This window comes from Nonomuraea sp. bgisy101, from assembly GCF_057708945.1.
Window position 1 is genome coordinate 105,759 of the sequence record NZ_JBYITD010000021.1, and the last position, 24,579, is coordinate 130,337.

Annotated in this window: 20 protein-coding genes and 1 pseudogene; 10 read left to right on the plus strand and 11 right to left on the minus strand. The window is 70.8% G+C overall.

The features are described 5' to 3' along the window. Window positions 1-125: 125 nt before the first annotated feature. Both AC3EO4_RS34170 and AC3EO4_RS34175 read right to left on the minus strand, forming a co-directional pair. Window positions 126-2,360, minus strand: coding sequence for an alpha/beta fold hydrolase (locus AC3EO4_RS34170; protein WP_431899520.1), 2,235 nt, complete (start codon window positions 2,358-2,360; stop codon window positions 126-128). Further along, window positions 2,357-3,265, minus strand: a complete 909-nt coding sequence (locus AC3EO4_RS34175; RefSeq protein WP_431899522.1) for an ABC transporter ATP-binding protein — start codon at window positions 3,263-3,265, stop codon at window positions 2,357-2,359. Before AC3EO4_RS34175 ends, AC3EO4_RS34170 begins: the two co-directional genes overlap by 4 nt. 156 nt (window positions 3,266-3,421) lie before the next feature. Between AC3EO4_RS34175 and AC3EO4_RS34180 the strand changes: the two genes are divergently transcribed. Together AC3EO4_RS34180 and AC3EO4_RS34185 are read left to right on the plus strand one after the other, a co-directional pair. Then, a complete protein-coding gene (locus AC3EO4_RS34180; RefSeq protein WP_431899524.1) occupies window positions 3,422-4,573 on the plus strand; it encodes a sensor histidine kinase in 1,152 nt (383 codons plus the stop codon). Then, complete coding sequence (locus AC3EO4_RS34185; protein WP_379569940.1) at window positions 4,537-5,190, plus strand: response regulator transcription factor; 654 nt, start codon at window positions 4,537-4,539, stop codon at window positions 5,188-5,190. Before AC3EO4_RS34180 ends, AC3EO4_RS34185 begins: the two co-directional genes overlap by 37 nt. A 759-nt stretch (window positions 5,191-5,949) precedes the next feature. On the opposite strand, the gene AC3EO4_RS34190 is transcribed toward AC3EO4_RS34185, so the two are convergent. The 4 genes from AC3EO4_RS34190 to AC3EO4_RS34205 form a co-directional block, all read right to left on the minus strand. Next, window positions 5,950-6,765 (minus strand): NAD-dependent epimerase/dehydratase family protein, encoded by an 816-nt coding sequence (locus tag AC3EO4_RS34190; RefSeq protein ID WP_379569938.1) that lies wholly within the window; start codon window positions 6,763-6,765, stop codon window positions 5,950-5,952. Next, the gene (locus AC3EO4_RS34195; protein ID WP_431899526.1) at window positions 6,762-7,250 is read right to left on the minus strand and encodes a beta-eliminating lyase-related protein; all 489 of its coding nucleotides are present in this window, start codon (window positions 7,248-7,250) and stop codon (window positions 6,762-6,764) included. Before AC3EO4_RS34195 ends, AC3EO4_RS34190 begins: the two co-directional genes overlap by 4 nt. Further along, window positions 7,247-7,894 (minus strand): GntR family transcriptional regulator, encoded by a 648-nt coding sequence (locus AC3EO4_RS34200; protein ID WP_431899528.1) that lies wholly within the window; start codon window positions 7,892-7,894, stop codon window positions 7,247-7,249. Before AC3EO4_RS34200 ends, AC3EO4_RS34195 begins: the two co-directional genes overlap by 4 nt. 67 nt (window positions 7,895-7,961) lie before the next feature. Beyond that, window positions 7,962-9,332: an MFS transporter gene (locus AC3EO4_RS34205; RefSeq protein ID WP_431899529.1), complete on the minus strand. Its 1,371-nt coding sequence runs from the start codon at window positions 9,330-9,332 to the stop codon at window positions 7,962-7,964. A 46-nt stretch (window positions 9,333-9,378) separates the two neighbouring features. On the opposite strand from AC3EO4_RS34205, the gene pdxR reads away from it, so the two are divergent. Beyond that, window positions 9,379-10,806 (plus strand): MocR-like pyridoxine biosynthesis transcription factor PdxR, encoded by a 1,428-nt coding sequence (pdxR, locus tag AC3EO4_RS34210; RefSeq protein WP_431899531.1) that lies wholly within the window; start codon window positions 9,379-9,381, stop codon window positions 10,804-10,806. Between the two features lie 11 nt (window positions 10,807-10,817). Here the strand turns inward: pdxR and AC3EO4_RS34215 are convergent, their stop codons facing one another. Then, on the minus strand, window positions 10,818-11,486 hold the full coding sequence (locus AC3EO4_RS34215) for an HAD family hydrolase (protein WP_431899533.1): 669 nt from the start codon (window positions 11,484-11,486) through the stop codon (window positions 10,818-10,820). Between the two features lie 191 nt (window positions 11,487-11,677). Here AC3EO4_RS34215 and AC3EO4_RS34220 point away from each other — a divergent pair, with 191 nt between their 5' ends. Further along, complete coding sequence (locus AC3EO4_RS34220) at window positions 11,678-13,159, plus strand: class I adenylate-forming enzyme family protein (protein WP_431899534.1); 1,482 nt, start codon at window positions 11,678-11,680, stop codon at window positions 13,157-13,159. Between the two features lie 19 nt (window positions 13,160-13,178). Next, complete coding sequence (locus AC3EO4_RS34225) at window positions 13,179-14,189, plus strand: FkbO/Hyg5 family chorismatase (protein WP_431899535.1); 1,011 nt, start codon at window positions 13,179-13,181, stop codon at window positions 14,187-14,189. 220 nt (window positions 14,190-14,409) lie between these two features. Here AC3EO4_RS34225 and AC3EO4_RS34230 read toward each other — a convergent pair whose 3' ends face one another. Genes AC3EO4_RS34230 through AC3EO4_RS34240 form a run of 3 tightly spaced genes read right to left on the minus strand, consistent with a single transcriptional unit; the run spans window position 14,410 to window position 18,168 of the window. After that, on the minus strand, window positions 14,410-15,510 hold the full coding sequence (locus tag AC3EO4_RS34230) for an ABC transporter permease (protein WP_431899537.1): 1,101 nt from the start codon (window positions 15,508-15,510) through the stop codon (window positions 14,410-14,412). After that, window positions 15,503-17,134 (minus strand): sugar ABC transporter ATP-binding protein, encoded by a 1,632-nt coding sequence (locus AC3EO4_RS34235; protein ID WP_431899539.1) that lies wholly within the window; start codon window positions 17,132-17,134, stop codon window positions 15,503-15,505. The genes AC3EO4_RS34230 and AC3EO4_RS34235 overlap by 8 nt, the downstream gene beginning before the upstream one ends. Then, the gene (locus AC3EO4_RS34240; RefSeq protein WP_431899540.1) at window positions 17,131-18,168 is read right to left on the minus strand and encodes an ABC transporter substrate-binding protein; all 1,038 of its coding nucleotides are present in this window, start codon (window positions 18,166-18,168) and stop codon (window positions 17,131-17,133) included. Before AC3EO4_RS34240 ends, AC3EO4_RS34235 begins: the two co-directional genes overlap by 4 nt. 479 nt (window positions 18,169-18,647) lie before the next feature. On the opposite strand from AC3EO4_RS34240, the gene AC3EO4_RS34245 reads away from it, so the two are divergent. From AC3EO4_RS34245 to AC3EO4_RS34265, 5 genes and pseudogenes are all read left to right on the plus strand, one after another. Further along, window positions 18,648-20,135: a serine/threonine-protein kinase gene (locus AC3EO4_RS34245; RefSeq protein WP_379569916.1), complete on the plus strand. Its 1,488-nt coding sequence runs from the start codon at window positions 18,648-18,650 to the stop codon at window positions 20,133-20,135. Further along, window positions 20,132-21,652 carry a serine/threonine-protein kinase gene (locus AC3EO4_RS34250; protein WP_431899541.1) on the plus strand — a complete coding sequence of 507 codons (1,521 nt, stop codon included), beginning with the start codon at window positions 20,132-20,134 and terminating at the stop codon, window positions 21,650-21,652. The genes AC3EO4_RS34245 and AC3EO4_RS34250 overlap by 4 nt, the downstream gene beginning before the upstream one ends. Before the next feature lie 89 nt (window positions 21,653-21,741). Beyond that, window positions 21,742-22,143 (plus strand): ArsR/SmtB family transcription factor, encoded by a 402-nt coding sequence (locus tag AC3EO4_RS34255; protein WP_431899543.1) that lies wholly within the window; start codon window positions 21,742-21,744, stop codon window positions 22,141-22,143. Between the two features lie 238 nt (window positions 22,144-22,381). Further along, window positions 22,382-23,584 carry an MFS transporter gene (locus AC3EO4_RS34260; protein WP_379569908.1) on the plus strand — a complete coding sequence of 401 codons (1,203 nt, stop codon included), beginning with the start codon at window positions 22,382-22,384 and terminating at the stop codon, window positions 23,582-23,584. Window positions 23,585-23,603: 19 nt separating this feature from the next. Continuing rightward, window positions 23,604-23,772 (plus strand): annotated as a pseudogene (locus AC3EO4_RS34265) (zinc ribbon domain-containing protein); the annotation flags it as partial. 9 nt (window positions 23,773-23,781) lie between these two features. Here the strand turns inward: AC3EO4_RS34265 and AC3EO4_RS34270 are convergent. Beyond that, complete coding sequence (locus AC3EO4_RS34270; protein ID WP_379569906.1) at window positions 23,782-24,483, minus strand: flavodoxin family protein; 702 nt, start codon at window positions 24,481-24,483, stop codon at window positions 23,782-23,784. Window positions 24,484-24,579: the final 96 nt, after the last annotated feature.

Consider the following 24,579-nt stretch of genomic DNA (forward strand, 5'->3'; position numbering starts at 1 on the left):
CTCGGGCCGGGTTGGACGGTGGGGTGGAGGGGTGCGCTGCTTGTGGGCCGGACGGTGGGTGTGGCGGGGGTGCATGGGGCGGGATCCCGGCCCCGCTGGTGCGCGGCAGGGATCACTTGTGACGGTCACGCGGCGGCCGGCGGTTCGCACGTGGTCCCGCGCGGAGGAAGGCGGAGGAACGTGAGGTAGCGGTTGGCGTGCGAGATCGTGCACTTGTTGCCGGATAGGTAGAGCCCGTGCCCGGAGCCGTTGTAGCGGACCGTGGACGAGCCGGGCACACGCGTCACGATGTCGGCGGTATCGTCATGGTCGGTCCACGAGCCGGCGCCGAGGAAGGGCGGGAGCCTGTCGGCGGGAAGCGGGCCGGCGGGGTTGGTGACAGGGGTCGGCCAGCCGACGCAGGCGAGTGGATGCCACAGCGCGTTTCCCGCGAAGTTCGGGGAGATCCGTTCGCTGAGTGCCTTCATACGCTGGAACTCTTCGTAGCTCCTGAAGCCCAGCCCATCCGGGCAGTGGGTCACGTTCATCCCGGCGAAGCTTGGAACCTTCAAGCTGTTCGTGGCCTGCGCGACATAGTCGGAGAAGCCGGAGGCATCCCCGGTCAGGGCCTTGTCGACGACCCTGGCGAATCGTTGCCAGTTGGGGAAATCGGGTGCGGGACCTGGGCTGATCAGATCGGGCGCGGCGGCCACGATGAAGTCGAAGCCGCTGTAGGCGGCCCGTCCTCCCTTCACGGGAACAGGGGAACGGTCGGCCCTCGAGAGGAGGCCACGCCAGACGGTGCCCGCGTCTCGTCCGTGCAGGGCGCAGGTGGGCGCGGATTCGCACCAGGCGCTGAACCGGGTGAACTGACCTTCAATGCTCTTGTATCTCTCCTTCGCGTGGGCGGCCTGGTCGGCGAGGTGGTTGACGCTGCCGTCGATGTACATGGCGCGGATGGAACCGGGGAACAGGCGGGCGTAGGTGGTGGCGACCACTCCGCCGTAGGAGGTGGCGATGAAGCTCAGCCGCTGCTCACCCAGGGCGACGCGGATCGCCTCGATGTCCCTGGCGACGGATCCGGAGTCGAGGTTGTCGAAGTATTCGGGATCGGAGCTGCGGCAGCGTTCGGCCGACTCCCTGTTGCGCTCGGCCAGCCTGTCGTATTCGGCGCGATCACGCGGCACGGTGATCCAGGGGCCGGTGGCGAGGCAGTCGTAGGGGATGACGCCCAGGTCGGTGGTGTTGCGCGGGGCGTGGCTGACCACGTCGAACCGCTGGCGCAGGTCGGTGAAGCTGCCGCCCTTCGTCTTCAGGTCCTCGATACCCGAGCCGCCCGGCCCGCCGGGAATGGCGAAGACCGTGCCGATCCGGCGGTGAGTGCCCATGGCCGGCAGCTTGGCGATCTGGATGGAGACCTTCCGGCCCGACGGTTTCGACCAGTTCACGGGCACCTGGACGGAGGCGCACTCGAGGTCGCCGCCACACGGCTTCCACGACAGCGTCGATGCCGAAGCCGAGGCGCTGGAGGGGATCGTCATCGTCGCGGCGAGCAGAGTGGTGAGCAGCCCTCCCACGACCAGGGGCCTGCTTCCGCGGCCGCGGACGGCGATCGCGACCGCCCCCGCGGTGAGCGCCAGCACGGGATACGCGATCAGCAGAGCGAGGGCCGCGAGCGGAGGCAGGATGCCGGGGCCTTCTCCGGCGATGATCTGGTCGGGCAAGCTTCCGAGCATGAAGGAGCCGGCCTGGGCGCTCAACGGTCGGGGCAGCGTCTGCGCGACCACCGGCAGGACGAAGAGGATCACGATCAAGGCGACCAGCGTGCCCGCGGTCGAGCGGATGACGGCGCCAAGGCCGAGTCCCATCATGGCGAGCGGCATGGCCGCTCCGGTCACCAGCAGCTCCGCCATCACGCCCTGGTCGGCCAGGGATGCGCCGAGAGTCCGGCCGTCGATCAGGACCTGCCCGGCGCGCTCCGCGAGGACGGCCTGCGTGACGGCGTGCATGCCGAACACCAGCGCCTGTCCCGCGACCAGGGTGACGGCCGCCAGCGCCGGGATCTTGGCGAACAGGAAGAGCTGCCGTCTGGGCACGGCCACCAGGCTCGTGCTGATCAGGCCGGTGGCATGCTCGGAGGTGATCGACAGCGCGCCGAGCGCGGCCATGACGAAGAAGGCGACGGGCAGCCCGGTACCGAGCCCCGCGCCGAGACCGTCGAAGGCCAGCCGTTCGTCTCCCGTCTGGTTGTCGAAGCCTCGGATGACCATGAAGGTCACGCCGACGCAGAGCAGCACCGAAAGCGCGGAGAAAGCCAGAAGGTAGAGATTGGACCTCAGCGAGTACAACTTGAGCCACTCGGAGGCGATGGCGTCGATCATCCGGCTGCTCTCCCCGCGCCGAACTCGACGCTCTCCTCGGTCAGTTCCATGAAGGCCTCCTCCAGCGAGGCGTTGCGCGGCGTCAGCTCCCGCAGTGCGATCCCGCGCGCAAGAGCCAGCTCGCCGATCCGCGTCGCGTCGAGGCCGCTCACCGAAAGCCCGCCGTCCTCTTCCCGCACATTCGCGCCGACGGACACCAGCAGCCCGGCCAGCGCGGGCTGATCGGCTGCCCGGACCAGCACCCCTCGCTGGAACCGCGCGACCAGCTCCGACATGGTGGTGTCGGCGATCAACCTGCCCCGCCCGATGACCACCACATGGTCGGCGGTGAGCGCCATCTCTCCCATCAGGTGACTCGACACCAGGACGGTGCGACCCTCGTCGGCCAGCAGCCGCATCAGCTCCCTGATCCAGCGGATGCCCTCGGGGTCCAGTCCGTTGACCGGCTCGTCGAACATCAACACGCCGGGGTCGCCGAGCAGCGCGGCCGCGATGCCGAGCCTTTGGCGCATGCCGAGCGAGAAGCCGGCGATCCGCCGGCTCGCCACCTCGGCCAGCCCTACCTGATCCAGCACATGGCTCACCCGTGCCTGGCCGATGCCGTTGCTGCGGGCCAGGCACCACAGGTGCGCGGCGGCGCTGCGCCCGCCGTGCACCGCCCCCGCGTCGAGTAGCGCGCCCACCTCCCGCATGGGCTCTCGCATCGAGCCGTACGGCCTGCCACCCACCAGCGCCGTCCCGGCGTCAGCCGCCTGCAGGCCGAGGATGACGCGCATGGTGGTGGACTTGCCCGCGCCGTTGGGACCGAGGAAGCCGGTCACCAGGCCGGGTTTCACCACGAAGGTCAGGTCGTCGACCGCGAGCGCGTCGCCGTACCGCATCGTCAGGCCAGTTACTTCGATCATGTGATCCCCATCGTTGCGCTGGTTGCGGCCTCCAGCTTTGATGTGCGGCGCCGAATCATCCATCGGCCTCCACCCACCTTCCGGGTGGGATTTCACCCCCGCCGGGGTAGGCCTGGGCCTACCGTCATCGCACCGCCGATCCGGCAGACTCTTCATGTGCGCACGATCCGCCACCTCCTCCAGCCCCCTGCGGGTCTGCTGCTGAACGCCGTCACCGGGGCGGCGGCCTGGCCGCTGCTCGTCCTGGTAGGGATGTGCGCGGCGTTGGTCCCCTTCGGCGGTCTCGGCAGACCGTTGCTGGCACGTCTGCTCGTCGTGGTCCGCGCGTTGACCCGCCTCCAGCGCGCGCGGGCGGCCGGTGTCCTCGGTCATCGGATCACCGAGCCGTCGCCGCGAGGCCGCACTGTCCGCGACCTGGCCTGGCTGGCCGTCCACGCCGTCGTCGGGCCCGCCTGCCTCATGTCCGTCGGGGCACTGCTGGCCTCCGCCTGGAAGATCGTGCGCCTGCGTACGGCGGAGGCCGGCATGTCGGCGACGCTCACTCTGTCACTGGCGATCGTGACCTTCGTGGTGATCGCACTGGCGGCGATTCCGCTTTTGCACACGCTGCAGGCACGCCTCGCGGAGCGGATGCTGAGGCCCGAGCCCTCCCTCGCCTCGCGGGTCAGGCAACTGACCGAGTCGAGGGCGGCGGCCGTCGACGCGCAGGCGGCCGAGCTGCGCAGGATCGAGAGGGATCTGCACGACGGCGCGCAGGCCAGACTGATCTCGGTCCGGATGAACCTCGGGCTGGTCAGGGGCGCGAGCGACCCCGACCAGATCAGAGACCTGGTGCAGGAGGCGTGGGAGTCCGCAGGTCAGGCCCTGGTCGACCTGCGCGACCTGGTGCGCGGCATCCACCCGCCCGTGCTCGCCGACAGGGGGCTCGCAGGGGCGATCCAGGCCGCTTCGCTGCTGTGCCCCATCCCGGTGGAGGTCGACATCGACCTGCCCGCCCGCCCCGATGCGCCCGTCGAGTCCGCGCTCTACTTCGCGGCCGCCGAGGCCCTGACCAACGTGGCCAAGCACAGCTTGGCCACCAGAGCGTGGGTACGGCTGAGCCACTCGGGCGGCGTTCTGCGCCTGACCGTGGGCGATGACGGCCGGGGCGGCGCCGACCTCGCGGCGGGCACCGGTCTGGCCGGGATCCGCCGTCGCCTCTCAGCCTTCGACGGCACGCTCGCCGTCCACAGTCCTGTCGGCGGACCAAGCGAACTCACCATGGAGCTACCGTGCGCGTTGTCATCGCCGAAGATCTCGCACTTCTGAGAGACGGCTTGGTCCGCCTCCTGTCGGCGCACGGCTTCGAGGTGGTCGAGGCCGTCGACAACGCGCCTATGCTGCTCGACGCGCTGATCCGACACCGTCCCGACGTGGCCGTGATCGACGTGCGGCTTCCGCCGACCCTGACGGACGAGGGTTTGCGAGTCGCGCTCGAGGCACGCAAGCGGCATCCGGAGCTGCCCGTGCTGATCCTCTCGCAGTACGTCGAGCAGCTGTATGCCCGTGAGCTGCTGTCCGACCGTTCCGGCGGAGTGGGCTACCTGCTGAAGGATCGGATCGGCGACGTCGAGCAGTTCGTCGACTCGGTGCGCAGGGTCGCGGCGGGCGGCACGGCGATGGACTCCGAGGTGATCTCCCAGCTCCTCATCCGGCGCGAGCGCGACGAGCCGCTGGGCGAGCTGACCCCGAAGGAGCGAGAGGTGCTCGCGATGATGGCGGAGGGCATGTCCAACGCCGCGATCGCCACCCGGCTGTTCGTCACCGACAAGGCGATCGGCAAGCACACCAACAACATCTTCACCAAGCTGGGCTTGCCACCCTCCGACGATCACAACCGGCGGGTGATGGCGGTGCTGGCCTACCTGGAAGCCGAGCCGGGCTGACGCGTGCCGCCCGAGCCCGCATGAGGCCAGCGTGCGTGGGCCGTGTCTGCGGTTGCCGTGGTCGTGCCGCCCTGTGGTTGGTGAAGGTGCTCGGCGAAGGCTCCCCGAGCGACCATGCTGCGGCGCGCAGGGGTGGTGTGGGGCCCGGGCTGGCTATGCGGCGCGCAGGGGGGTGGGGTGAGGGGTCCTGGGTCACCCATGCGGTGGCGCAGAGGCTCCAGCGCGATGACAGTCTCCCGGCTCGCGACCCCGGTTGCCCTGGCAGCTTGGCCACACCAACGGTGTCCGTCAAAGCGCAACAATCTCAACCGTCTCAGTGACGCCGCCTGCGACAGCGGCTTCGAGGAGCACGCGGCGGAAGCACTCCAGAGCAGTGGAGCGTGGGCCGCGTCCGTGGGCGTTGTGGTGAGACCGGCGCCGCGTGACCGGAGAAGTCGTACCACGCGAGCGTCGTGCCGACCGTCATCGCGGCGATCGGGCGGGCTCTGTGGGTGCCGGTGTGCTGGGGAGCTGGGGTGCCGGTGTGCTGGGGTGCTCGGGAGCTGGTGTGCTGGTGTGCTGGTGTGCTGGTGTGCTGGGGTGCTCGGGAGCTGGTGTGCTGGTGTGCTGGTGTGCTGGGGTGCTCGGGAGCTGGTGTGCTGGTGTGCTGGTGTGCTGGTGTGCTGGGGTGCTCGGGAGCTGGTGTGCTGGTGTGCTGGTGTGCTGGTGTGCTGGGGTGCTGGGGTGCCGGGCGTTTCGTGAGCAGGTGCTCCCCTTGGGTCAAGGAGTACGGCCGGTGTCGGGTCTGGCGGCCCATCCTCCATACTCGTAGTGCGTGTACTGACCCCCCTGGTGAACTTCGGTGTACGGCGGGAGCCGGTCGGCGAACTTCTCGGCGTCGTCCCTCGGCGCGTATCCGAGCGCACTCGCCGCCGCGTTTTGTGACCACCACGAGCGCGTGTTGCGCGAGACGCCGTAGATCGTGACGTGGCCCAGCCCTGCCGGAGCCTTCAGGCAGGCCTCGTACAGCCGTGCCGCGTCGGACGGGCTCAGCCACGTGTGCAGGTGACGCGACTCGGACGGGCGTTCCTCGAAGGACCCGACGCGCACCGAGACGACGTCGAGACCGAAGCGGTCCGCGTACAGGCTGGCGAGCGCTTCGCCGAAGGCCTTGGCGGCGCCGTACAGGCCGTCGGGCCGGACGGCTTCCTGCCCGTCGAGCGTCCGGCCCGCGGGATAGAAGCCGGTGATGCGGTTGGAGCTGGTGTTGACGACTCGCGATACTCCTTCGAGTCGGCAGGCCTCGAACACGTTGTAGACGCCCTCGAGGTTGGGGCCCTTGATCGAGGCGAAGTCAGCCTCGTCGGCGACGCCGCCGAGGTGGATCACCGCGTCCATGCCGTGCACGGCGGCTCTGACCTGGTCGAGGTCGGTGAGCTCGGCCGGGACGTACTCCTCGTGGCCGGCGGTCTCGCCGACGGCGCGGATGTCGGAGAGGCGGACGTGCGCGACCTTCCGCAGGAGGGTGCCTCGCAGGGATCGGCCGATGGCGCCCGCGGCTCCGGTGACGAGAACGCGGCCAGGCAGCTCGTTCACGGCGACCACGCCCGTGGGCCGGAGGTGAGGAGCGGGGCGCCGCCGGGGACGACGACAGTGGCTTCAGCGTTGATCAGGTGCGTGGACGCCTCCGCGAGGATCTCGTCGTGTCTGTAGCCCACGTGCGACCGCACCGCGACTTCATCGCGCATGATGCCCGCTGGCGGGAGGGGTGCTGCCTGATGTTCGTGCAGGTCCGCGTCCCGCTCCTCGAGCGCCTGCGTGGTCGGTTCGGTGTGGGTTCGCGCGTCGGGTGGGAGGGGTGCCGTCTGATGTTCGCGTAGGTCTGCGATCCGCTCCTCGAGCGCCAGGATGGTCGGATCTGCGCGGGTCTGCGCGTCTCCGGCGGTGGGTCGTGCGACGGTCTCGCGCATCGTGTCTGTCGGTCTGGCCTGGGTGTCGGGGGACAGGTTGACAGCGTCGGGGTCGGTGCGCGGGTCTCCCCGCATGGGCTCGACGACCTGGGCAGCCGACCGGACCGTCATGTGTCCTCCCCGTCCAGGCTGAGCCCTCGCAGGTAGTTGCCGCGCGTGGCCCTTGCCGCGCCGGCGCCGTCGTGGTCGACGACGGCTTGGATGATCTCGTCGTGTTCGCGGGCGGACTGCCCGTCGGGCCCCCGGTTGTGGAAGTACAGGGAGACGACGCGACTGGTGTGCATCTCCAGCGACTCGATGGAGGAGGTGAGGAACCTGTTGCCCGCCCTCCGCACCAGCACGCGGTGGAAGGCCATGTCGGCCAGGCGGGCCCTGCCGAAGTCGTCGTCCCGCACCGCCTGGAGAAGTTCGGCGTTGTGGGCGCGCATGGCGGCCACGTCGTCGCTGGTCGCGGACGGCGCGGCGAGCTGGGCGGCCAGGGCGTGGAGCGTCCCCAGCGGCGCGATGATCAGCGCCAGGTCGTCGGGCTGCGCCTCGGCCACCTTGGGCCTGCGGCGGGGCGGGGTGGTCACCATGCCCTCGCGCTCCAGCTGGATGAGCGCCTCACGGACCGGCGTCCGGCTGACGGAGATCTCCTGGGCGATCGTGGCGTCGTCGAGGATCTCCCCGGGCCGGCGGTACCCCTCCATCAGGCCGTTGCGCAGGTACGCGTATGCCACATCGCGCGCTGACGTGACCGAGCGCTCCGAATCCATACACAATATATAGTATGAAGTACATCAGAAGGTCAAGATCGCCGGCGCAGCGCGGGCACTCTGCTGGTCAGGCCGGCATACGTGCGGGCCGCCGCGAAGGGCTCTCCGCGGCGAGGGCCAGGACGGCCGCCACCGCCAGGGCGACGGCGGGGAGCGTGTAGGCGAAGGCCACCGCGTGGCTGACCTCGGCGCTGATCGACCGTCCTGCCAGGGCGTCCGCAGGGAGCAGATGCTTGAGCACGGCTCCCACGACCGCGGTGCCGACGACCCCGCCGATCCTGCCGCTGAGGGTGAAGACGCCGGAGGCGGCACCGGCCATCCCTGGCTCGATGTCACGCATGGCCAGCACCCCCGGAGGCGCGAACACCACCCCCATGCCGATCCCGAAGACGACCAGCCCGGACAGCAGGCCGTTCCCGCTCCACACGGCGTGGCCGAGGACGGCGCAGCCCACGGTCATGAGGCCCAGCCCCGACAGGAGCACGTACCCGCCGCCGAAGCGGTCGGTGAGCCTGCCCGACAGCGGCGCGAACAGGATCGACACCGTGGGGGCGACCCCGGACAGCAGACCGGCCCGCAGGGGTGACAGCCCTGCGCCCGCCTGCAGGTGCAGCAGGGTCAGCAGGACCGTCGAGGAGACGCCGAACGGCAACGCCGTCTGGCCCAGGGTGATCAGCCGGAACGTGCGTGAGGAGAAGACGGCGAACGGCACCAGCGGGTCGGTGTGCTGACGTGCGCGCTGTACCAGGAGGAACGCGCCGAGGGTGAGCGCGCCGCCGGCCAGCCACCACGGCGCGGCCTCGATGAGCGCGAAGACGATCTGGAACAGCGCCAGCCCCAGTAACACCGTGCCGAGCAGGTCGAACCTGCGCAGCCGGTCGACGGGCCTGCGCGGCAACAGCCTGACCGCCAGGACGGTCAGCAGCAGACCGGCGGGGACGTTGACGAGGAAGATGCCGCGCCAGCCCATCGGCTCGACCAGGAAACCGCCGATCGCCGGTCCTGCGGCGACCGCGGCGCCGGAGACCGCACCCCACACTCCCCAGGCGGCGCCACGCCTGGCCGGGGGGAAGAGCTGGGTGACCAACGTTGTGCCCTGCGGCAGGAACAGCGCGCATCCCAGCCCCTGTACGGCCCGCGCCGCGATGAGCCACCCGGGGGTGGTGGCCAGCCCGCAGGCCAGCGAGGCGAGGGTGAAGGTGACGATTCCGGCCAGGAACAGCGGTTTGGGGCCGAAGAGGTCGCCGAGCCGTCCGGAGGTGACCAGCGGCACGGTGGCCGTCAACAGGTAGGAGTTGAGCGCCCAGAACAGCTCGTCGATCCCGGCTCCCAGGTCCGCGCTGACCGCGGGCAGTGCGACGTTCATCATCGTGGAATCCAGCAGCCCGAGCGCGCTGCCCGAGCACAGGACCGCCAAGGAGATCCATGCTTGTCTCATGGCAGCACCTTGAGCCCAGGGTGGCCCATATATAAGGTCCACACCTGTGTCGAGTGACTGGTCCACTTCGCGAGCGCTGCTGCTGCCCGCGATCTCCTCCGCGCCCCACGGGGCCCGCGGTCGCGCCCTGGAACAGGCACTGAAGGAGGCGGTCAGGACCGGCCGCCTGGCCGGCGGCGTCCGCCTGCCTTCGACCCGCGACCTGGCCGCCCAGCTCGGAGTGGCGAGAGGCACCGTGACCGCCGCCTACGACCAGCTCACCGCCGAGGGCTACCTGGTGGCCAGGCGCGGCTCAGGGACCAGGGTCGCCGAGGGGGTCGCGCTGGCCGAGCAGGGCGAGGGGCCGCCTACGCGGCCCCGCCGCGAGCTCATCCCGCTGAGACCGGGCCTGCCCTCCATGGCCGCCTTTCCCCGCACCGCGTGGCTGGCCGCCACCCGCGCGGGGCTCGCGGGGCTGGCCGACGCCGAGCTGAGCTATCCCGATCCGGCCGGCCTGGCCGGGCTGCGCGCGGAGCTCGCCGCCTACCTGGGTCGGGTGCGCGGGGTCAGCGCGGGGCCGGAAGAGGTGGTGGTGACCCACGGCACCTTCGAGTCGATCGGCCTGCTGGCCGCCGTCCTCAGGGATCGGGGTCACACCACGGTCGCGGTCGAGGAACTGTGCAACAGGGACCTGCACGACCTCCTGGAACTGCACGGATTCGGCGTCGAGCCGGTCACGCTCGACGAGCACGGTCTCGACGTGGAGGCGCTGGAACGCACCGGCAGCCGCGCGGTCGTGGTGACCGCCGCCCACCAGTACCCGCTGGGCGTCGCCCTGCATCCGGCCCGCCGCCGTGCGCTGGCCGACTGGGCCAGGCGCGCCGGAGGGCTGGTGATCGAGGACGACTACGACGCCGAGTACCGCTACGACCGCGCGCCCCTGTCGGCCGTCCAGGGGCTCGCCCCCTCCCATGTCGCCTACCTCGGCACGCTCAGCAAGACGCTCGCGCCCGCCGTACGGCTGGGCTGGATGGTCGTGCCCGCGGCTCTCAGGCACGAGGTCGTCAGGCGCAAGGAGCTGCACGACCGTGGCGTCAGCACCCTGCAGCAGGCGGCCTTCGCCCACTTTCTCCGCGAAGGCGGCTACGACCGGCATCTGCGCAGGACCACGTCGACCTATCGGCGGCGGCGCGACGCGCTGCTCGCCGCGCTGGCCGAGCAGTTGCCCTCATGGCGTCCGTACGGCATCGCCGCCGGGCTGCACGTCGTGCTCCGGCTGCCCGAGGGGACCGACGACGCCGCGCTCGCCGCCCACCTGAGCGACCACGGCATCGCCACCACCCCGTTGTCGGCGTACGGCAGGGCCGCGTTCCCCGCGATCGTGGTCGGCTACGCCAGGCTCAGCCCGGAGCGACTTCACGAGGCGGTGGCCCGGCTGCGCGCCGCCGTCGGTCCGCCCACCGTGGGGGAGGCGTCCGGCCCGCCCTCGATATGAGGGAGCGCGCCTCAAGGGCTCTGACCGTCGAGACGCGCCACCGCCCCGACCAGGTCGGGGAACGCGTCGATGAAGGCGTCGACGTGGTGGGCGTCGAAGTCGGCCCGCCGCCTGACCCCGCTCTGCAGGGAGGCGATGAAGCGCAGGCCCGTGCCGTTGGCGGCCTGCGCGTCGCCGGGGGAGTCGCCGACGTACAGGCATTGGCGGGGGCGCAGTCCCGTGGCCGCGAGGAGTTCGTCGAAGGCGCGGGCATCGGGCTTGCCGAAGCGCGTGTTGCCCGCGTGGTAGACCGCGCTGAGCCGTCCGGCGAGCACGTGGTCGGGAGCGAGCAGGTGCTCCACCTCCCCTTCGGTGCGCGAGGTCAGGAGCATGACGCTGCGGCCCTCGGCGGCGAGCTCGTCGAGCGCCCGGAGGTTCTCGGGCGCGACGACGTCCAGCCGGCCGTCCCCCACGTACTCGCGCAGCACGACCTGATAGGCGGCGGCGAAGGCCGTGAGGTCCACGCCCGGCGAGCGCCGTGTCATCGCGTCGAGCAGGGGCTGTCCCCACGTCGACATGTGCACGCCGCGTGACATCGGCTCGCGGCCGATGCGCGTCAGCACCTCGTTCTCCAGCTCGAAACACACCGCCTCGGTGAGGCAGAGAGTGTCGTCCATGTCGACCACCACGGCGCGGATCACAGCGCAACGGTAACGCGATTCCGGCGGGCGGCCTCGCCTGGGTGACCATGAGCGGGCACGCGCGGTCGCCGCCTCGTTACTGCCCCATCAACACTATTGACGCTCCCGAGTCAGGCAATGTAGAAAGCTCACGAAGATCACAAAAGGGGTGGGACAGCGAACAGGTTCTGACGATTCAGAGGAGATGTCCGATGACGGGCGACCGCAATCTCGCCGAACGCCTTGCACGAACCGCTCGTGATCAGGGGTGGCTCGACCGCCCGGCCTATCTCACCGAAAGCACCGTCCACCGGTACGCCGACGTCTTCGCCGGGGCCGAGCGGGTGGCCGGGTTCCTGTCCGCCTCAGGCGTCGGCAGGGGAGACCGGGTGCTGGCGTCGCTGCCGGACGGCATCGACCTGGTCTGGACCGTCCTCGGCACGCTCCGTCTCGGAGCGATCGTCGCTCTGGTCAACGCCGACCTCCACCCCGATGAGCTGCGGCAGACGGCCGAGCTCGCGCGGCCGAAGCTCACCGTCGCCGACCCGCGGATCGCCGGCGTCTTCGACGGTGCCACGGTCACCCCGGCTCTGATCCCGTCGGAGCCCGGACGGTTTCCGGTTCCCGCGGCGGCCGAATGCGACATGGACACCCCCGGCATCGCCCTCCTCACCTCGGGAACGACCACGGGCCGTCCCCGTCTGTGCTTCCACACGCACGGCGACCCCTACGTCTTCGACTCCGCGTTCGGCCGGGTCCTCGACCTGAAGCCCGACGACGTGAGTCTCTCCGTGTCCCGCATGTACTTCTCCTACGGGCTCGGAAACACGCTCCTGTATCCGCTGCTCAGCGGGAGCGCAGCCGTACTCGCGCCGGAGCGGCCCGCGCCCGTGGCCGCGCTCGCCGCGATCCGCGACCTCGGCGTCACCGTGTTCTACGCCCAGCCCAGCTTCTACGCCAGGCTCCTCGCCGAGCCCGACCCCTCGCCGCTCGACGGCCTGCGGCTGGCCGTCACCGCCGGCGAGGTGCTCGCCCCCGCCCTGGAGGCCGACCTGCGGGAGGTGCTGGGCGGGCGGCTGCTCAACGTCCTCGGCACCACGGAGGTGGGGCAGGTCTTCGCCGCCAACAGCCCGGCGGAAGCGAGGGAGGGCACGGTGGGCCGCTGCCTGTCCCCTTTCCGGGTGCGGCTGGTCGACGACGAGGGCGAGCCCCTGCCGGCGGGCGGCGAGGGCAACCTCCAGGTCGCCGGGCCCACCATCGCTCCCGGCATCGGCTCCCCGTCGGAGGTCCCGCGGCACGGCGAGAGCACGTGGTGGCCCACGGGTGACACGGCCACCGTGGACGACGACGGCTACATCCGGATCCACGGCAGGGCGGACGACATCGAGATCGTCGGCGGGCAGAACGTGCACCCCGCGGAGATCGAGGACGTGCTCGCGCAGCATCCGCTCGTGATCGAGGCGGCGGTCTGCTCGACCCGGGCGGGGGACGGCACGTCGAGGCTGCTGGCCTACGTCATCGCCAAGGGTGACGAGAGCGGTCACGCCACGATCCGCGGCGAGCTGGCTGACTCGGCCAAGGAGCGGCTGACCTGGTACAAGGTGCCATCGGAGATCATCTTCGTGGCGGAGCTCCCGCGAACCTCGACGGGAAAACTCAGCCGGCGACAACTGCGGACGCAGGCGGCGGGCTGACAGGCGGGGGAGAGCGCACATGGCGACGCACACGCATGGACTCGGCTGCCGATTACTCCGTTCCGGCGTACCCGCGCCGTCCGGACGTCACGTTCTCGGCCGGGTCGCCTTCCTCGACCACCACAGCGCTCCCGCGATCCACGCAGGCGTGGCCGGCGTAGGAGTTCACCTGGCCAAGGACGAGAACGATCTCGTCACCGAAGTGTGGGAGACGGACTCTCCCGTCACGTCGGGCATGTACCAGGACCTGGCCTACGCCCACGACGGCGACTATCTCTTCTGCGCCGGCCAGGTTGCCGGGACCGGGTCGTACAGGGAGCCGGTCCGTCACGCCTATCGGGCGGCCTTCGATCTGATCGCCAAACTCGACTATCCCAACGTCCTGCGGATCTGGCATTTCATCAACGACATCAATCGCGCCAACGCGGACGGCCTGGAGATCTACCGGGACTTCTGCCTCGGCCGGGCGGAGGCGGTGGACGGCCTTCCTGGGCGAGCCGGGGACATGCCGGCCGCGACAGGGATCGGCTCGCTGGGAGGCGGCATCAGCTGGTACCTGCTGGCGTCGCGGACCGGGCGGGTGCGCAACCTCGAGAACCCTCTTCAGGTTCCCGCCCCCTCCTATCCCCCCCGGTACGGTCCTCGTCCGCCGAAGTTCGCCCGCGCCACCTCCTTCACTCCGGACGGCCTCGACGGCGCCGGAGACCTCTTCGTCGCCGGTACGGCCAGCATCCTCGGCCACAGGACGGTCCACGCGGGCGACGTCGAGAAGCAGTGCGACGTGACCTTCGGCAACATGGCGACGGTCATCGGCAGGGAGAACCTGCTGGCCAACGGGATCGATGACAGCCGGACCCTGAAGGACCTCCGCTTCGTCAAGGTCTACGTCCGTCACGAGGAGGACGTGCCCGTCGTCGCGGCCAAGTGCGAGGAGGCCTTCTCCGACACGGCGGAGATCGCCTACTTCACCGTCGACATCTGCCGGTCGGACCTGCTGGTGGAGATAGAAGGCATCGCTCCGCGCGCCTGACGTCGTGACACCGCCCGCGCCCACGCGCCCCGGAGGCTCGCCTGCCTGGGGCGCGAGGGCCGGGCCGATGGCCACGTCGCCCACGTCGCCCACGGCGACCGCCGCCCCCAGCACACCCTCGCCCACCACGAGCGGACCGCGGTCTCCGCGCGCAGGATCCGACCGGAGGCGGTCTCCGCCTCACGGGCCGCGGCGTCGAACCGGATCGCGGGATCGTCGATCAACCGCCGGTGGCCGACCGCCTGCTGTTCAGCTGGTCGAACCCGACCGCGACCAGGATCAGCACGCCGATGGCGATCTGGAGGTAGAAGGCGTTGATCGCCAGGAGGTTGCCGCCGTTGTTGAGGACACCCATGATCAGCGCTCCGGTGGCGGCCCCGATCGCGCTGCCCTTCGCGCCGAACAGGCTCGCGCCACCGATGACGCAGGCGGCGATCGCGCTGAGCTCGAAGCCCGTGCCCGCGGTGGGGATACCGGCACCCAGCCGGGAGGCGAGCAGCACCCCGCCGAGACCGGCGAGCAGGCCCGAGATCATGTAGACCGAGATCGTCACCATGCGGACGGGAACGCCGGCGAGGCGGGCCGACTCGGGGTTCGAGCCGACGGCGTAGATGTAGCGGCCGAAGACCGTCCTGGTGAGCACGAACCACATCACGGCGGTGACCGCCGCGGCGATGATGAGAAGGTTGGGGATGCCGAGGATCGTGCCGTTGGCGATGGTCTGGAACGCCTCCGGCACGCCCTGGATGGTCTGGGCGTCGGTGCTGAGCAGGACCATGCCGCGGGCGATGCCGAGCATTCCCAGGGTCGCGATGAACGGCGGAAGCAGGGCCTTGGTCACCAGCAGGCCGTTGACGATGCCGAGCCCGGTGCCGATTCCCACCCCGAGCAGGATCGACGGCAGGATCGGCATCCCGGCGACCAGGAGCTGCGCGGTGGAGGCGCCTGACAGGCCGAGAATCGACCCGACCGACAGGTCGATGCCTGCGGTCAGGATGACCAAAAGCTGGCCGACCGCGATGATCCCGAAGATCGCGACCTGACGGGCGAGGTTGGACAGGTTGTTGCCGGTGAGGAACTCGTCGCTCGCGAGCGTGAGAGCGCCGATCGCCACGAGCAGGACGACGAGCCCGCCGCTCTCCCGTCCGGCGATGTCGCCCAGCGTGATGACCCGCCGGCGGGGCCCGGCCTCCGCCTCGGGCGACAGCCTGGCCCTGGGCACCGTCTCCAGCCCCGCCTCCGGCCCTGGTCCCTCACCGCCCGGCGGTCTGTTGGTGATCGTGGTGGTCTCGATCGGCTCACGCCAGACCAGCTTAGGCATCTCGGCTCACCCCTCCTGGGTCGTCCGGCGCCGGTGGGGTCGTGCTCCGAGGCGCGCTGACCTCGTCCACGACCGATGGAGCCCTGTCCTGGGTCGCAGGGGCCCCGCTCTCGGCGGCAGGGATCTCGCCGCCTCCGCTGCCGCTGGCCAGGCGGAGCACGTCCTCCTCGGTGGCGGATCCGGGAAGCTCGCCCGCCACCGCCCCGTCGCGCAGCACGAGGATGCGGTCGGCGAGCCCCAGCAGCTCCGGGAGGTACGACGAGACCACGATGATTCCCAGCCCTTTCGCGGCCAGGTCTCCGATGACCGTGTACAGCTCGCCCTTGGCCCCGACGTCGATGCCCTTCGTGGGCTCGTCGAACATCAGGATCTTCGGCTTGGTGAGCAGCCATCGGGCGAGCAGGACCTTCTGCTGGTTGCCGCCGGACAGCGTCGACACCGGCTGGTCGTAGGAGCCGGCCCGCAACCTCAGGCTGTCGAGCAGCCGGTCCGCGGCTTCGGCCTGCTCGCGGCCGGGCAGGAGACCACGGCGGGAGCCGCTGCGCAGGCTGGCGATGGTGACGTTCTCCCTGATCGAAAGCTCCGGCAGCAGCCCCAGCACCTTGCGATCCTCGGTGAGCAGTCCCACCCCGGCGTTCATCATGGTGCGCGGGCCGGACGGTTTCACCGGCCTGCCCTCGACCTCCAGCTCACCCGCCACGACGGGCGTGGCGCCGAAGATGGACAGCAACAGCCCGCTCCGGCCCGACCCCAGGAGCCCGCCGATACCGAGGATCTCTCCGGCCCCGACGTGGAGGTCGATGCTCGGCGAGCGCTCGAACCTGCGCAGTCCCCTGACACGCAGCGCGGGCGTCCCCGCGTGCCGGTGGGTCTCCGGGTAGAGCGAGCTGATCTCCCGGCCCACCATCGCGGTGATCAGCCGGTCCTCGTCGTAGTCACCGATCGGCCCCTGCTCGGACAAGCTCCCGTCCCGCAGGACGGTCACCCAGTCGCCGATCTCGAACATCTCCTCCAGCCGGTGGGTCACGTAGAGCATCGCTATCCCGCGCTCACGAAGCCGCAGGATGTGCTGGAGGAGCCGCTCCGACTCGGCCTCGGTGAGCGCCGTGGTCGGCTCATCGAACACGATCACCTTGACGGAGTCCGCGGTCAGCACCTTGGCGATCTCCACGAGCTGGCGCGTGGCCGCCGGGAGCCGTTCCACGATCGCGTCGGGGCTGAGGTCCGTCAGGCCGACCTCGTCGAGGGCCTCCCTGGCCCGGGCGTACAGCCGGCCTCTGACGATGATCCCCGTACGCGCGGGAAGGCGGCCCATGAACAGGTTCTCCGCGACCGACAGGTGCGGGAGCAGGCTGAGTTCCTGGTAGACGGCCTGGACGCCGGCCGCGCGCACCGATGCGGGAGTCGGCGCGGTGACCGGCCGGCCCTCGATCTCGTAGCCGCCGCTGTCGCGGCGCAGCGCGCCCGTCAGCACCCTGATCAGGGTCGACTTCCCCGCGCCGTTCTCCCCCGCGAGGCAGTTCACCTGGCCGGGGACCAGGCGGAGCGAGACGTCCGTCAGCGCCTGGACGGGACCGAAGGCCTTGGAGACGCCCTGCAGCTCGACGACAGGCTGGACCATCATTCCGCCTTCATCGTCGGCGGGTGGAGCAGCTGCTTCACGTCGGGCTCGTTCATGTTCTTCTTGTCGGCCACGACCGCCCCCGGATCGATGTCACGCGGCGGGATGCGGCCGACCGTGGCCATCCCGGCGGCCAGGACGCCCTGATAGCCGAAGAAGTAGGGGTTCTGCACGACCAGCGCGTCGATCGTGCCCGCGGCCAGCGCGGCGTTCTCCTGCGGGTCGGAGTCGAACGCCACGACAGGGATGGTGTCGGTGGCGTTGTTGTCCTGGATCGCCCGGGCCGCGCCGACCCCTGAGGTGTTGTTGTCGGCGAAGACACCCGCCAGGTCGGGGTTGGCGGTCAGCGCGTCGTTGACCTGCGACGCCGCGGTGTTGATGTCGTTGTTGTTGAAGCGTTGCAGCGCCACCTTGACCTGCGGGCAGGTGGTCGCGAGGCCCTGCTTGAAGCCGGCGTCCCGGTCGAGCAGCGACTGGATGCCGGCCACCGACGACTCGATCATGACGCTGCCGCTCGTCTTGTCCTGTGCCTTGAGCAGCTCGCACATGCGCTTGCCCGCCTGCATGCCGGCCTTGAGGTTGTCGGTGCCGATGAACCCCTCCGAGGCGGTGGTCACGCGGCTGTCCACGGTGATGACCTTGAGCCCCGCCTTGCGCGCCCAGTCGATCGCCGAGTTCAGGGCGCTGGAGGAGTTCGGCGCGATGACCAGCCCGTCAGCGCCTCGGGAGATGGAGTTCTCCACCAGTTGCACCTGCTGGTCGATGTTCGTCTCGGACGTCGGGCCGAAGGTGCTCACCTTGATGCCGAAGTCGCCGCCCGCCTGTTTCGCTCCGGCGATCATGGTCTGCCAGAACGAGGAGTCGCTCGCCTTGATGACCACGTCGATCTTCTTGCCGCTCGCCGCGCCGCCGGCGCCTCCTCCGGTCGCCTGGCCTGCCGAACTCGTCGCCCGGCCGCCCACCACTCCGATGACGAGCGCCACCAGCGCGATGGCCGCGACGAGCGACAGCGAGAAAACGATACGCGAGCGAGCCATGACGACCTCCTGCACATGCCTTCACGACATGCCGACAATCGCCTCAGGCGGTTTTCGCGCTCGGTCGTGAGCACGTGATGACGGACAAGCGCCGGCAGCGGTGAGGTGCGTCCTTGGAGAACTTTTCAGTCAAGAAGGACTCACAAGATTCGGACGCTTCCAGCAAAGCTCCGGGAAGTTTCCCGGTGAAACTCGTAAAAAGAAAAGAAGTCATTACTCGCGGCGACCGGCGGTCGCCGCCACTCTCACCGGCGACGAGGGGCACGTCATGGCCATGCGGGTCGCCGCGTCGACGGCCGCCTCCGGGCATCAGGGTCGGGGTCCGGCAAGACACGAACGGCAGGCTCCAGGGAACGTCCTGGAGCACGAACGTCGTGGCCAGGAGAGGGAGACGGACCTGGTTGACACGACTTGCCCACCAATCCTGACATTTCCCGCTATCGTGCTGAAGATCACCTAGCAGCCGTCACAGGAGTCCCATGCCCCACGCCGAACCACTCCGGGAGGGCGACCCCGCGGCCGTGGGGCCCTACCGGCTCCTCGGACGACTGGGCGCGGGCGGGCAGGGCGTCGTCTACCTGGCCCAAGGGCGCGACGGCCGGCCGGTCGCCGTCAAAGTGCTGCGGGACGGGTTGGCCGACGAGCGCTTCGCCAAGGAGATCGACGCGGCGCGCCGGGTGGAGCCGTTCTGCATCGCGCAGGTGCTCGACGCCTCGCGGAGCGGCAGGCCGTACATCGTGACCGAGTACGTCGAAGGACCCTCACTCCAGCAGGCGGGCCGCCACGGCGGCGCCGACCTGCAGCGGCTCGCGGTCGCGACCGCGACCGCGCTGGCGGCCATCCACCAGGCGGGTGTCGTGCACCGCGACTTCAAGCCCGCCAACGTGCTGCTCGGGCACGGCGGGCCCCGGGTGATCGACTTCGGGATCGCCAGATCCGTCGAATCGGGGCTGACGGCGACCAGCGGCATCATGGGGACGCCCGCGTACATGTCGCCCGAGCAGCTCGCGGGGGCGGCGGCCGGGCCCGCCACCGACGTGTTCGCATGGGCCTCGGTGATCGTGTTCGCCGCGACGGGAAGCCCCCCGTTCGGCGAGGACTCCCTCCCCGCCGTGATCAACCGGATCCTGCACAACGAGCCGCAGCTCGGCGACCTCCCGCAACCGTTGCGCACGATCGTGCTCGAGTGCCTGGCCAAGGACCCGGCGCACCGGCCGTCGATGCAGGACGTGCTGCTGCGACTGCTGGGCGGCCAGGGCGCCGGCCGTCCGGGCGACGTGGGACGCACCGGCCCCGACACGGTCCCAGGAAGGCCGCGGGGCGGGAACGGGACCGCGAGGCCGCGTCACGGGGTACTCGGCCGGGTCGTCGCGGGAGCCTCCGGCCTGGCGGCGCTGACCGCCGCGGGGGCCGTCATCTGGGGCGTCACGAGCGGCACCGGCACCGAGACGCCGCGCCCGACCATGGAGCCGCTGGCGATCACCACCACCGGCGAGCCAAGCCCGACGCCGACGCGCCAGCGCTCCAGGCGGACCAGGACGCCGTCCACACCCGAGCCGAGCGAGAAGCCGACCACCGGCCAGACGAGGGAACCCGCCACCGACCCGACGACCCGATCGGCGGCACCGACCAGGTCCGCCTCCTCCGGCAGCGGTTCGCTCCGCATCGTGTCGATCCGCGCCCAGGGCGCCAGGACGGCCAACACCCAGGACTGCCAGATCGGCCAGTCCAACACCTTCGGCCTGGTCGAGGGGACCAAGCTGCACACCAGATTCAGCTACCAATGGATACTGGACGGCCGGGTGGTGGAGCGTTCGGAGGCCTACATCGCCGACTCCCACACCCAGCAGCTCGTCGGCCCGCTCGTCGAACCGAACGGCCCGCACCGCGTCACGCTCCGCCTCACCTCGCCCTCGACGGCGTCGAAGACGCTCTCGTTCACCATCTGCCCGGTCGGCACCGAGTGACGGCCCCGCTCCTGCCCGAGGATCCCCCGGCCGTCGGCCCCTACCGGCTGCACCGCAGGCTGGGCGAGGGCGGCCAGGGCGTGGTCTACCTGGGACAGGCGCCCGACGGGCGGCCGGTCGCCGTCAAGGTCCTGCAGGACGGGCTGGCGGGTGACCACCGCTTCGCCAAGGAGATCGACGCGGCGCGCCGGGTCGAGCCGTTCTGCATCGCCCAGGTGCTCGACGCTTCGCTGGGCGGCCGGCCGTACATCGTGACCGAGTACGTCGAAGGACCCTCGCTTCACCAGGCGGGCCGGCACGGTGGCGCCGACCTGCAGCGGCTGGCGGTCGCGACGGCGACCGCGCTGGCCGCGATCCACCGCGCAGGGGTGGTGCACCGCGACTTCAAGCCCGCCAACGTGCTGCTCGGCCGCGACGGGCCACGCGTCATCGACTTCGGCATCGCCCGCGCCGCCGGCCAATCGCTGACCGTGACGAGCAGCATCGTCGGCACGCCCTCCTACATGGCGCCCGAACAGCTCGCGGGCGAGCCGATCGGTCCGGCGGTGGACGTCTTCGCCTGGGCGTCGGTGATCGTGTTCGCCGCGACAGGGACGCCGCCCTTCGGCAACGACTCGCTGCCCGCGGTGATCCGCCGCATCCTTCACGACGAGCCGAATCTGGGCGACCTGCCGGGGCCGCTGCGTCCGGTCGTGCTGGCCTGCCTGGCCAAGGACCCCGCGGCGCGGCCCACCATGCAGGACGTCCTGCTCCGGCTCCTCGGCGCCCAGCCCAGTGTCGCGACGGGAGCCACGCTCCCCCGAGGAGGTACGGCAGGCGGCCGCGCAGGCCGTCCGGCCGGACCCGCGGGCGGCATGGCGGGCCGGCGGCGTGGGAGGGCGGTGCTGGCGGGCGTCGGAGCCTTGGGGGTGTCGGCCGCGCTGGTGGCCGGGGCGATCGCGTGGATGCCCGCTCGGAAGACGACCGCCACCCCCGCGACGGCCTCGTCCGGCGGCGCGACCGCCTCTTCCGGCGTCGCGGCAGGGACATCCGATCCGGCTTCCGAGAAGCCGCCCGCGACCGCCCGTCCCACGTCCACGCCCTCGGGGCGGCGGCCGACGTCCAGACCCACGACCTCCCCGAAGAAGCCCACGACCTCCCCTGCGAGGCCCACGCCCTCGACCGCGAGGCCCACGACCTCCCCGGTCAAGCCCACGACCTCGACCGCGAGCATCCGGCTGGTGTCGTTGACGCTCGACGGGCTGGAGACCGAAAAGGGCTGCTGGTCGCCCAGCCTCTTCCCCGTCGCCCTGCTCAAGGGCCCGGCGGGGAAGCAGACCGAATACGGCTACCGGTGGGTCGTGGACGGCGAGGACGAAGGGTGGAAGACGAGCTGGGTGACCAACGGCACGGACAAGAACCAGCGCAACCCGATGGGCGCGTTCTCGCCGGGCAGGCACACGGTCGTCTTCCACCTCCTGACCCCGGCGAAGGCCACCAGGAGAGTCTCGTTCACGGTGTGCGAACCGTACTCGTGAGCCCCGGTCAGGCGGGACGGCGCTCATGCCCGGCCGTCCTGTGGTCGTACGCGCCACGAACGAAGCGGAGGTGAACCCCTCCGGGGAACGTGACCGTCTCCTGCGCGTCACCTCTGGCGAATCCGCCGGAAGCGCTGGCGGCGCCGGCCGACGGGGCCGGCGAGGAGAAGCGCGCCGGCGGCCGAGACGGCGCCGGCGACGCCGACACCGGCCCACAGCGCGCCCGGTCCCAGCGGCAGCAGCGCCGTGCCGATCAGCGGCGACAGGACCGCGCCTGCCGCCCAGCTCATCCCGGAGACACCGGCGTAGGTGCCCTGCAGTTCCCGGGGCGCCAGCGCATCCTGGCGCGGCGGCTGTCGATGGCGCCGGGCGCGGTCAGCCAGCACCTGAAGGTACTGCGGGAAAACGGCCTGATCACCAAGCGGCGCAGCGGACGCGAGGTGTTCTACGAACGCTCCCAGCTGGGCGACACGCTGTGCGCGGCCTCCTGACGTTCACGCCGCTCCCCGTCTCCGGCAGGCGGCTGCCGTCGCGCAGCGTGGTGTCGGCGATCCGAACGTCGATGGGGAGGTGATGCCGTCACCGCCCGGATCAGCCGGCCGGGGCGGTGGCACAGGCCCGGGTGTCAAACGAGCCGCCGTCCGGCCGGCGCGGCGCGTGGCGGATTTCCGTTACCGATTGGCAGATTATCGAAAGCGCGACAGGCCGCCGGGCGGTGAGCATGGTGAGGTGCCAAGGAACACCTCGATCATCCTGCTGTCGGCCGGGCACGCGTGCGTGGACGTCTACCAGGGCGCCGTGGCTTCGCTCGTCCCGTTCTTCATCGCCGAGCGCGCCTACGGCTACGCCGCAGCCTCGGGCGTCGTGCTCGCCGCGTCACTGCTGTCCTCGGTCGCGCAGCCGCTGTTCGGCGCGCTGACCGACCGCAGGGCGCTGCCCTGGCTGCTACCGGTGAGCACGCTCCTCGGCGGGCTGGGGATCGCACTGAGCGGCCTCGCCGGCTCCTACCCCCTGACGTTGGCGTTCGTGGCGGTGTCCGGGATCGGGGTCGCCGCCTACCATCCCGAATCGGCCCGTGTCGCCCGGATCGCCAGCAGGGGAAGCCACAGCGCGATGGGCTGGTTCTCCCTCGGCGGAAACCTCGGCTTCGCGGTCGCGCCCCTCATGGTCGCCGCCGTTGTCGCCACCGGAGGCCTGCGGCTCTCGCCGCTGCTCATGGTGCCGGCCCTCGCCGGCAGCGTGCTGTGCCTGCCCGTCCTGCGCACGCTGGACAAGACACCACGCACCGGCTCCGGCACCGAGGCCGCGGCGGAGGCCGACGACACGATCTCGTTCGTCAAGCTGTCACTGGCCGTGGTCTGCCGGTCCATCGTCTTCGTCGGCCTGAGCACGTTCGTCTCGCTCTACGCCCAGCAGCGCACCGGGGGCGGCACCTCGGCGGGCACCGCCGCGCTGTTCGTGCTCTACCTCGGCGGGGCGGTGGGCACGGTGCTGGGCGGCGGCCTGGCCAACCGCTGGGGCCGGGTCACCGCCGTGCGCAGGGCGTACCTGATCACCGTCCTCGCGGTGGCGGGCGTCGTGTTCGTCCCCGGCCCGGCGTTCTACCTGTTCGTGGCCCTGACCTCCGTCGGCCTCTACATCCCGTTCTCGCTCCAGGTCACGCTCGGCCAGGACTACCTCCCCACGCGGGTCGGCACCGCCAGCGGCATCACCCTCGGCCTGACCGTCAGCGTCGGCGGCCTGGCCGGTCCCCTCCTCGGCGGCATCGCCGACGCCGCCTCCCTGCAGGCGGCCCTCGCGCCGCTGATCGTGATGCCCGCCCTGAGCTGGCTGCTGTTCCGGACGCTGCCCGAACCGGCCGCGGCCGTACCGGAGCCCGCACCACCGGCACCGCAGGCCGGGCCTGCCCCCAGCCGGCGAGCCCGCCGCTGACCTCGCCCACGCCCCAAGGGAGTACAAGGCGAAGCTGTATGGCAGGGGGTTCGCAAAAGGTCGGCCGGTTCTTCCCGTCGTCGAGGCTGTGTTCGGCCTGCGGGACGCTGGCCGAGACGATGCCGCTGAAGGTGCGGGAATGGTCCTGCCCGTGGGGCGCCATCCATGATCGGGACGTGAACGCCGCGATCGACAAGTCAACGGTGTTCGGGGTTGTCGAAGTCGAAGCGGCATCCGGCGTCCCATTCCGAACGCTGGTTGCCGTGCGCGGGGATGCCGCCCGCGTCCTTCAGCATCCGGGCCAGGTGGAGCAGGTTCCAGGTCATGAACGTGGTGTTGCGGTTGGTGAAGTCGTTCTCCGGTCCGCCCGAGCCCGGGTCCAGATAGGAGGGGCCGGGGCCCACCGCGCCGATCCACCCGGCGTCGGCCTGGGGCGGGATCACGTAGCCCAGGTGCTGAAGGCTGTAGAGCAGGTTCATCGCGCAGTGCTTGACGCCGTCCTCGTTGCCGGTGATCAGGCAGCCCGCGACGCGTCCGTAGTAGGCGTACTGCCCGGCGTCGTTGAGCAGGCTGGAGCAGGCGTACAGCCGCTCGACGACTCTTTTGGTGACCGAGCTGTTGTCCCCGAGCCAGATGGGCCCGGCGAGGACGAGGATGTCCGCGGCCAGCACTCTCCGGTAGATGGAGGGCCATTCATCGCTGTCCCACCCGTGGTCGGTCATGTCCGGCCACACGCCGGTGGCGATGTCGTGGTCGATGGCCCGCAGGTGGTCGACCTGGACGCCCTGCCGCTCCATGATGCGCGCGCTGAGGTCGATCAGTCCCTGGGTATGGCTGCGCTCCGGGCTCTTCTTGAGCGTGCAGTTGACGTACAGCGCTCTGAGATCGTCGTAGGCCATGCTGCCGGTCCCTTACCTCGTCGTGGGCACTGGTGCGAGTGCGTGCCGGGTCTTCAGTCTCGGTAATGCCATGGGATCCACCTGCTCAAACGGGGA

Coding starts and splice junctions, on each gene's coding strand:
- AC3EO4_RS34170 (WP_431899520.1), bottom strand. CDS start 2,360: ATGATCGACGCCATCGCCTCCGAGTGGCTCAAGTTGTACTCGCTGAGG.
- AC3EO4_RS34205 (WP_431899529.1), bottom strand. CDS start 9,332: ATGAGACAAGCATGGATCTCCTTGGCGGTCCTGTGCTCGGGCAGCGCG.
- AC3EO4_RS34230 (WP_431899537.1), bottom strand. CDS start 15,510: ATGCCTAAGCTGGTCTGGCGTGAGCCGATCGAGACCACCACGATCACC.
- AC3EO4_RS34270 (WP_379569906.1), bottom strand. CDS start 24,483: ATGGCCTACGACGATCTCAGAGCGCTGTACGTCAACTGCACGCTCAAG.
- AC3EO4_RS34175 (WP_431899522.1), bottom strand. CDS start 3,265: ATGATCGAAGTAACTGGCCTGACGATGCGGTACGGCGACGCGCTCGCG.
- AC3EO4_RS34245 (WP_379569916.1), top strand. CDS start 18,648: ATGCCCCACGCCGAACCACTCCGGGAGGGCGACCCCGCGGCCGTGGGG.
- AC3EO4_RS34240 (WP_431899540.1), bottom strand. CDS start 18,168: ATGGCTCGCTCGCGTATCGTTTTCTCGCTGTCGCTCGTCGCGGCCATC.
- AC3EO4_RS34220 (WP_431899534.1), top strand. CDS start 11,678: ATGACGGGCGACCGCAATCTCGCCGAACGCCTTGCACGAACCGCTCGT.
- AC3EO4_RS34225 (WP_431899535.1), top strand. CDS start 13,179: ATGGCGACGCACACGCATGGACTCGGCTGCCGATTACTCCGTTCCGGC.
- AC3EO4_RS34200 (WP_431899528.1), bottom strand. CDS start 7,894: ATGGATTCGGAGCGCTCGGTCACGTCAGCGCGCGATGTGGCATACGCG.
- AC3EO4_RS34235 (WP_431899539.1), bottom strand. CDS start 17,134: ATGATGGTCCAGCCTGTCGTCGAGCTGCAGGGCGTCTCCAAGGCCTTC.
- AC3EO4_RS34195 (WP_431899526.1), bottom strand. CDS start 7,250: ATGACGGTCCGGTCGGCTGCCCAGGTCGTCGAGCCCATGCGGGGAGAC.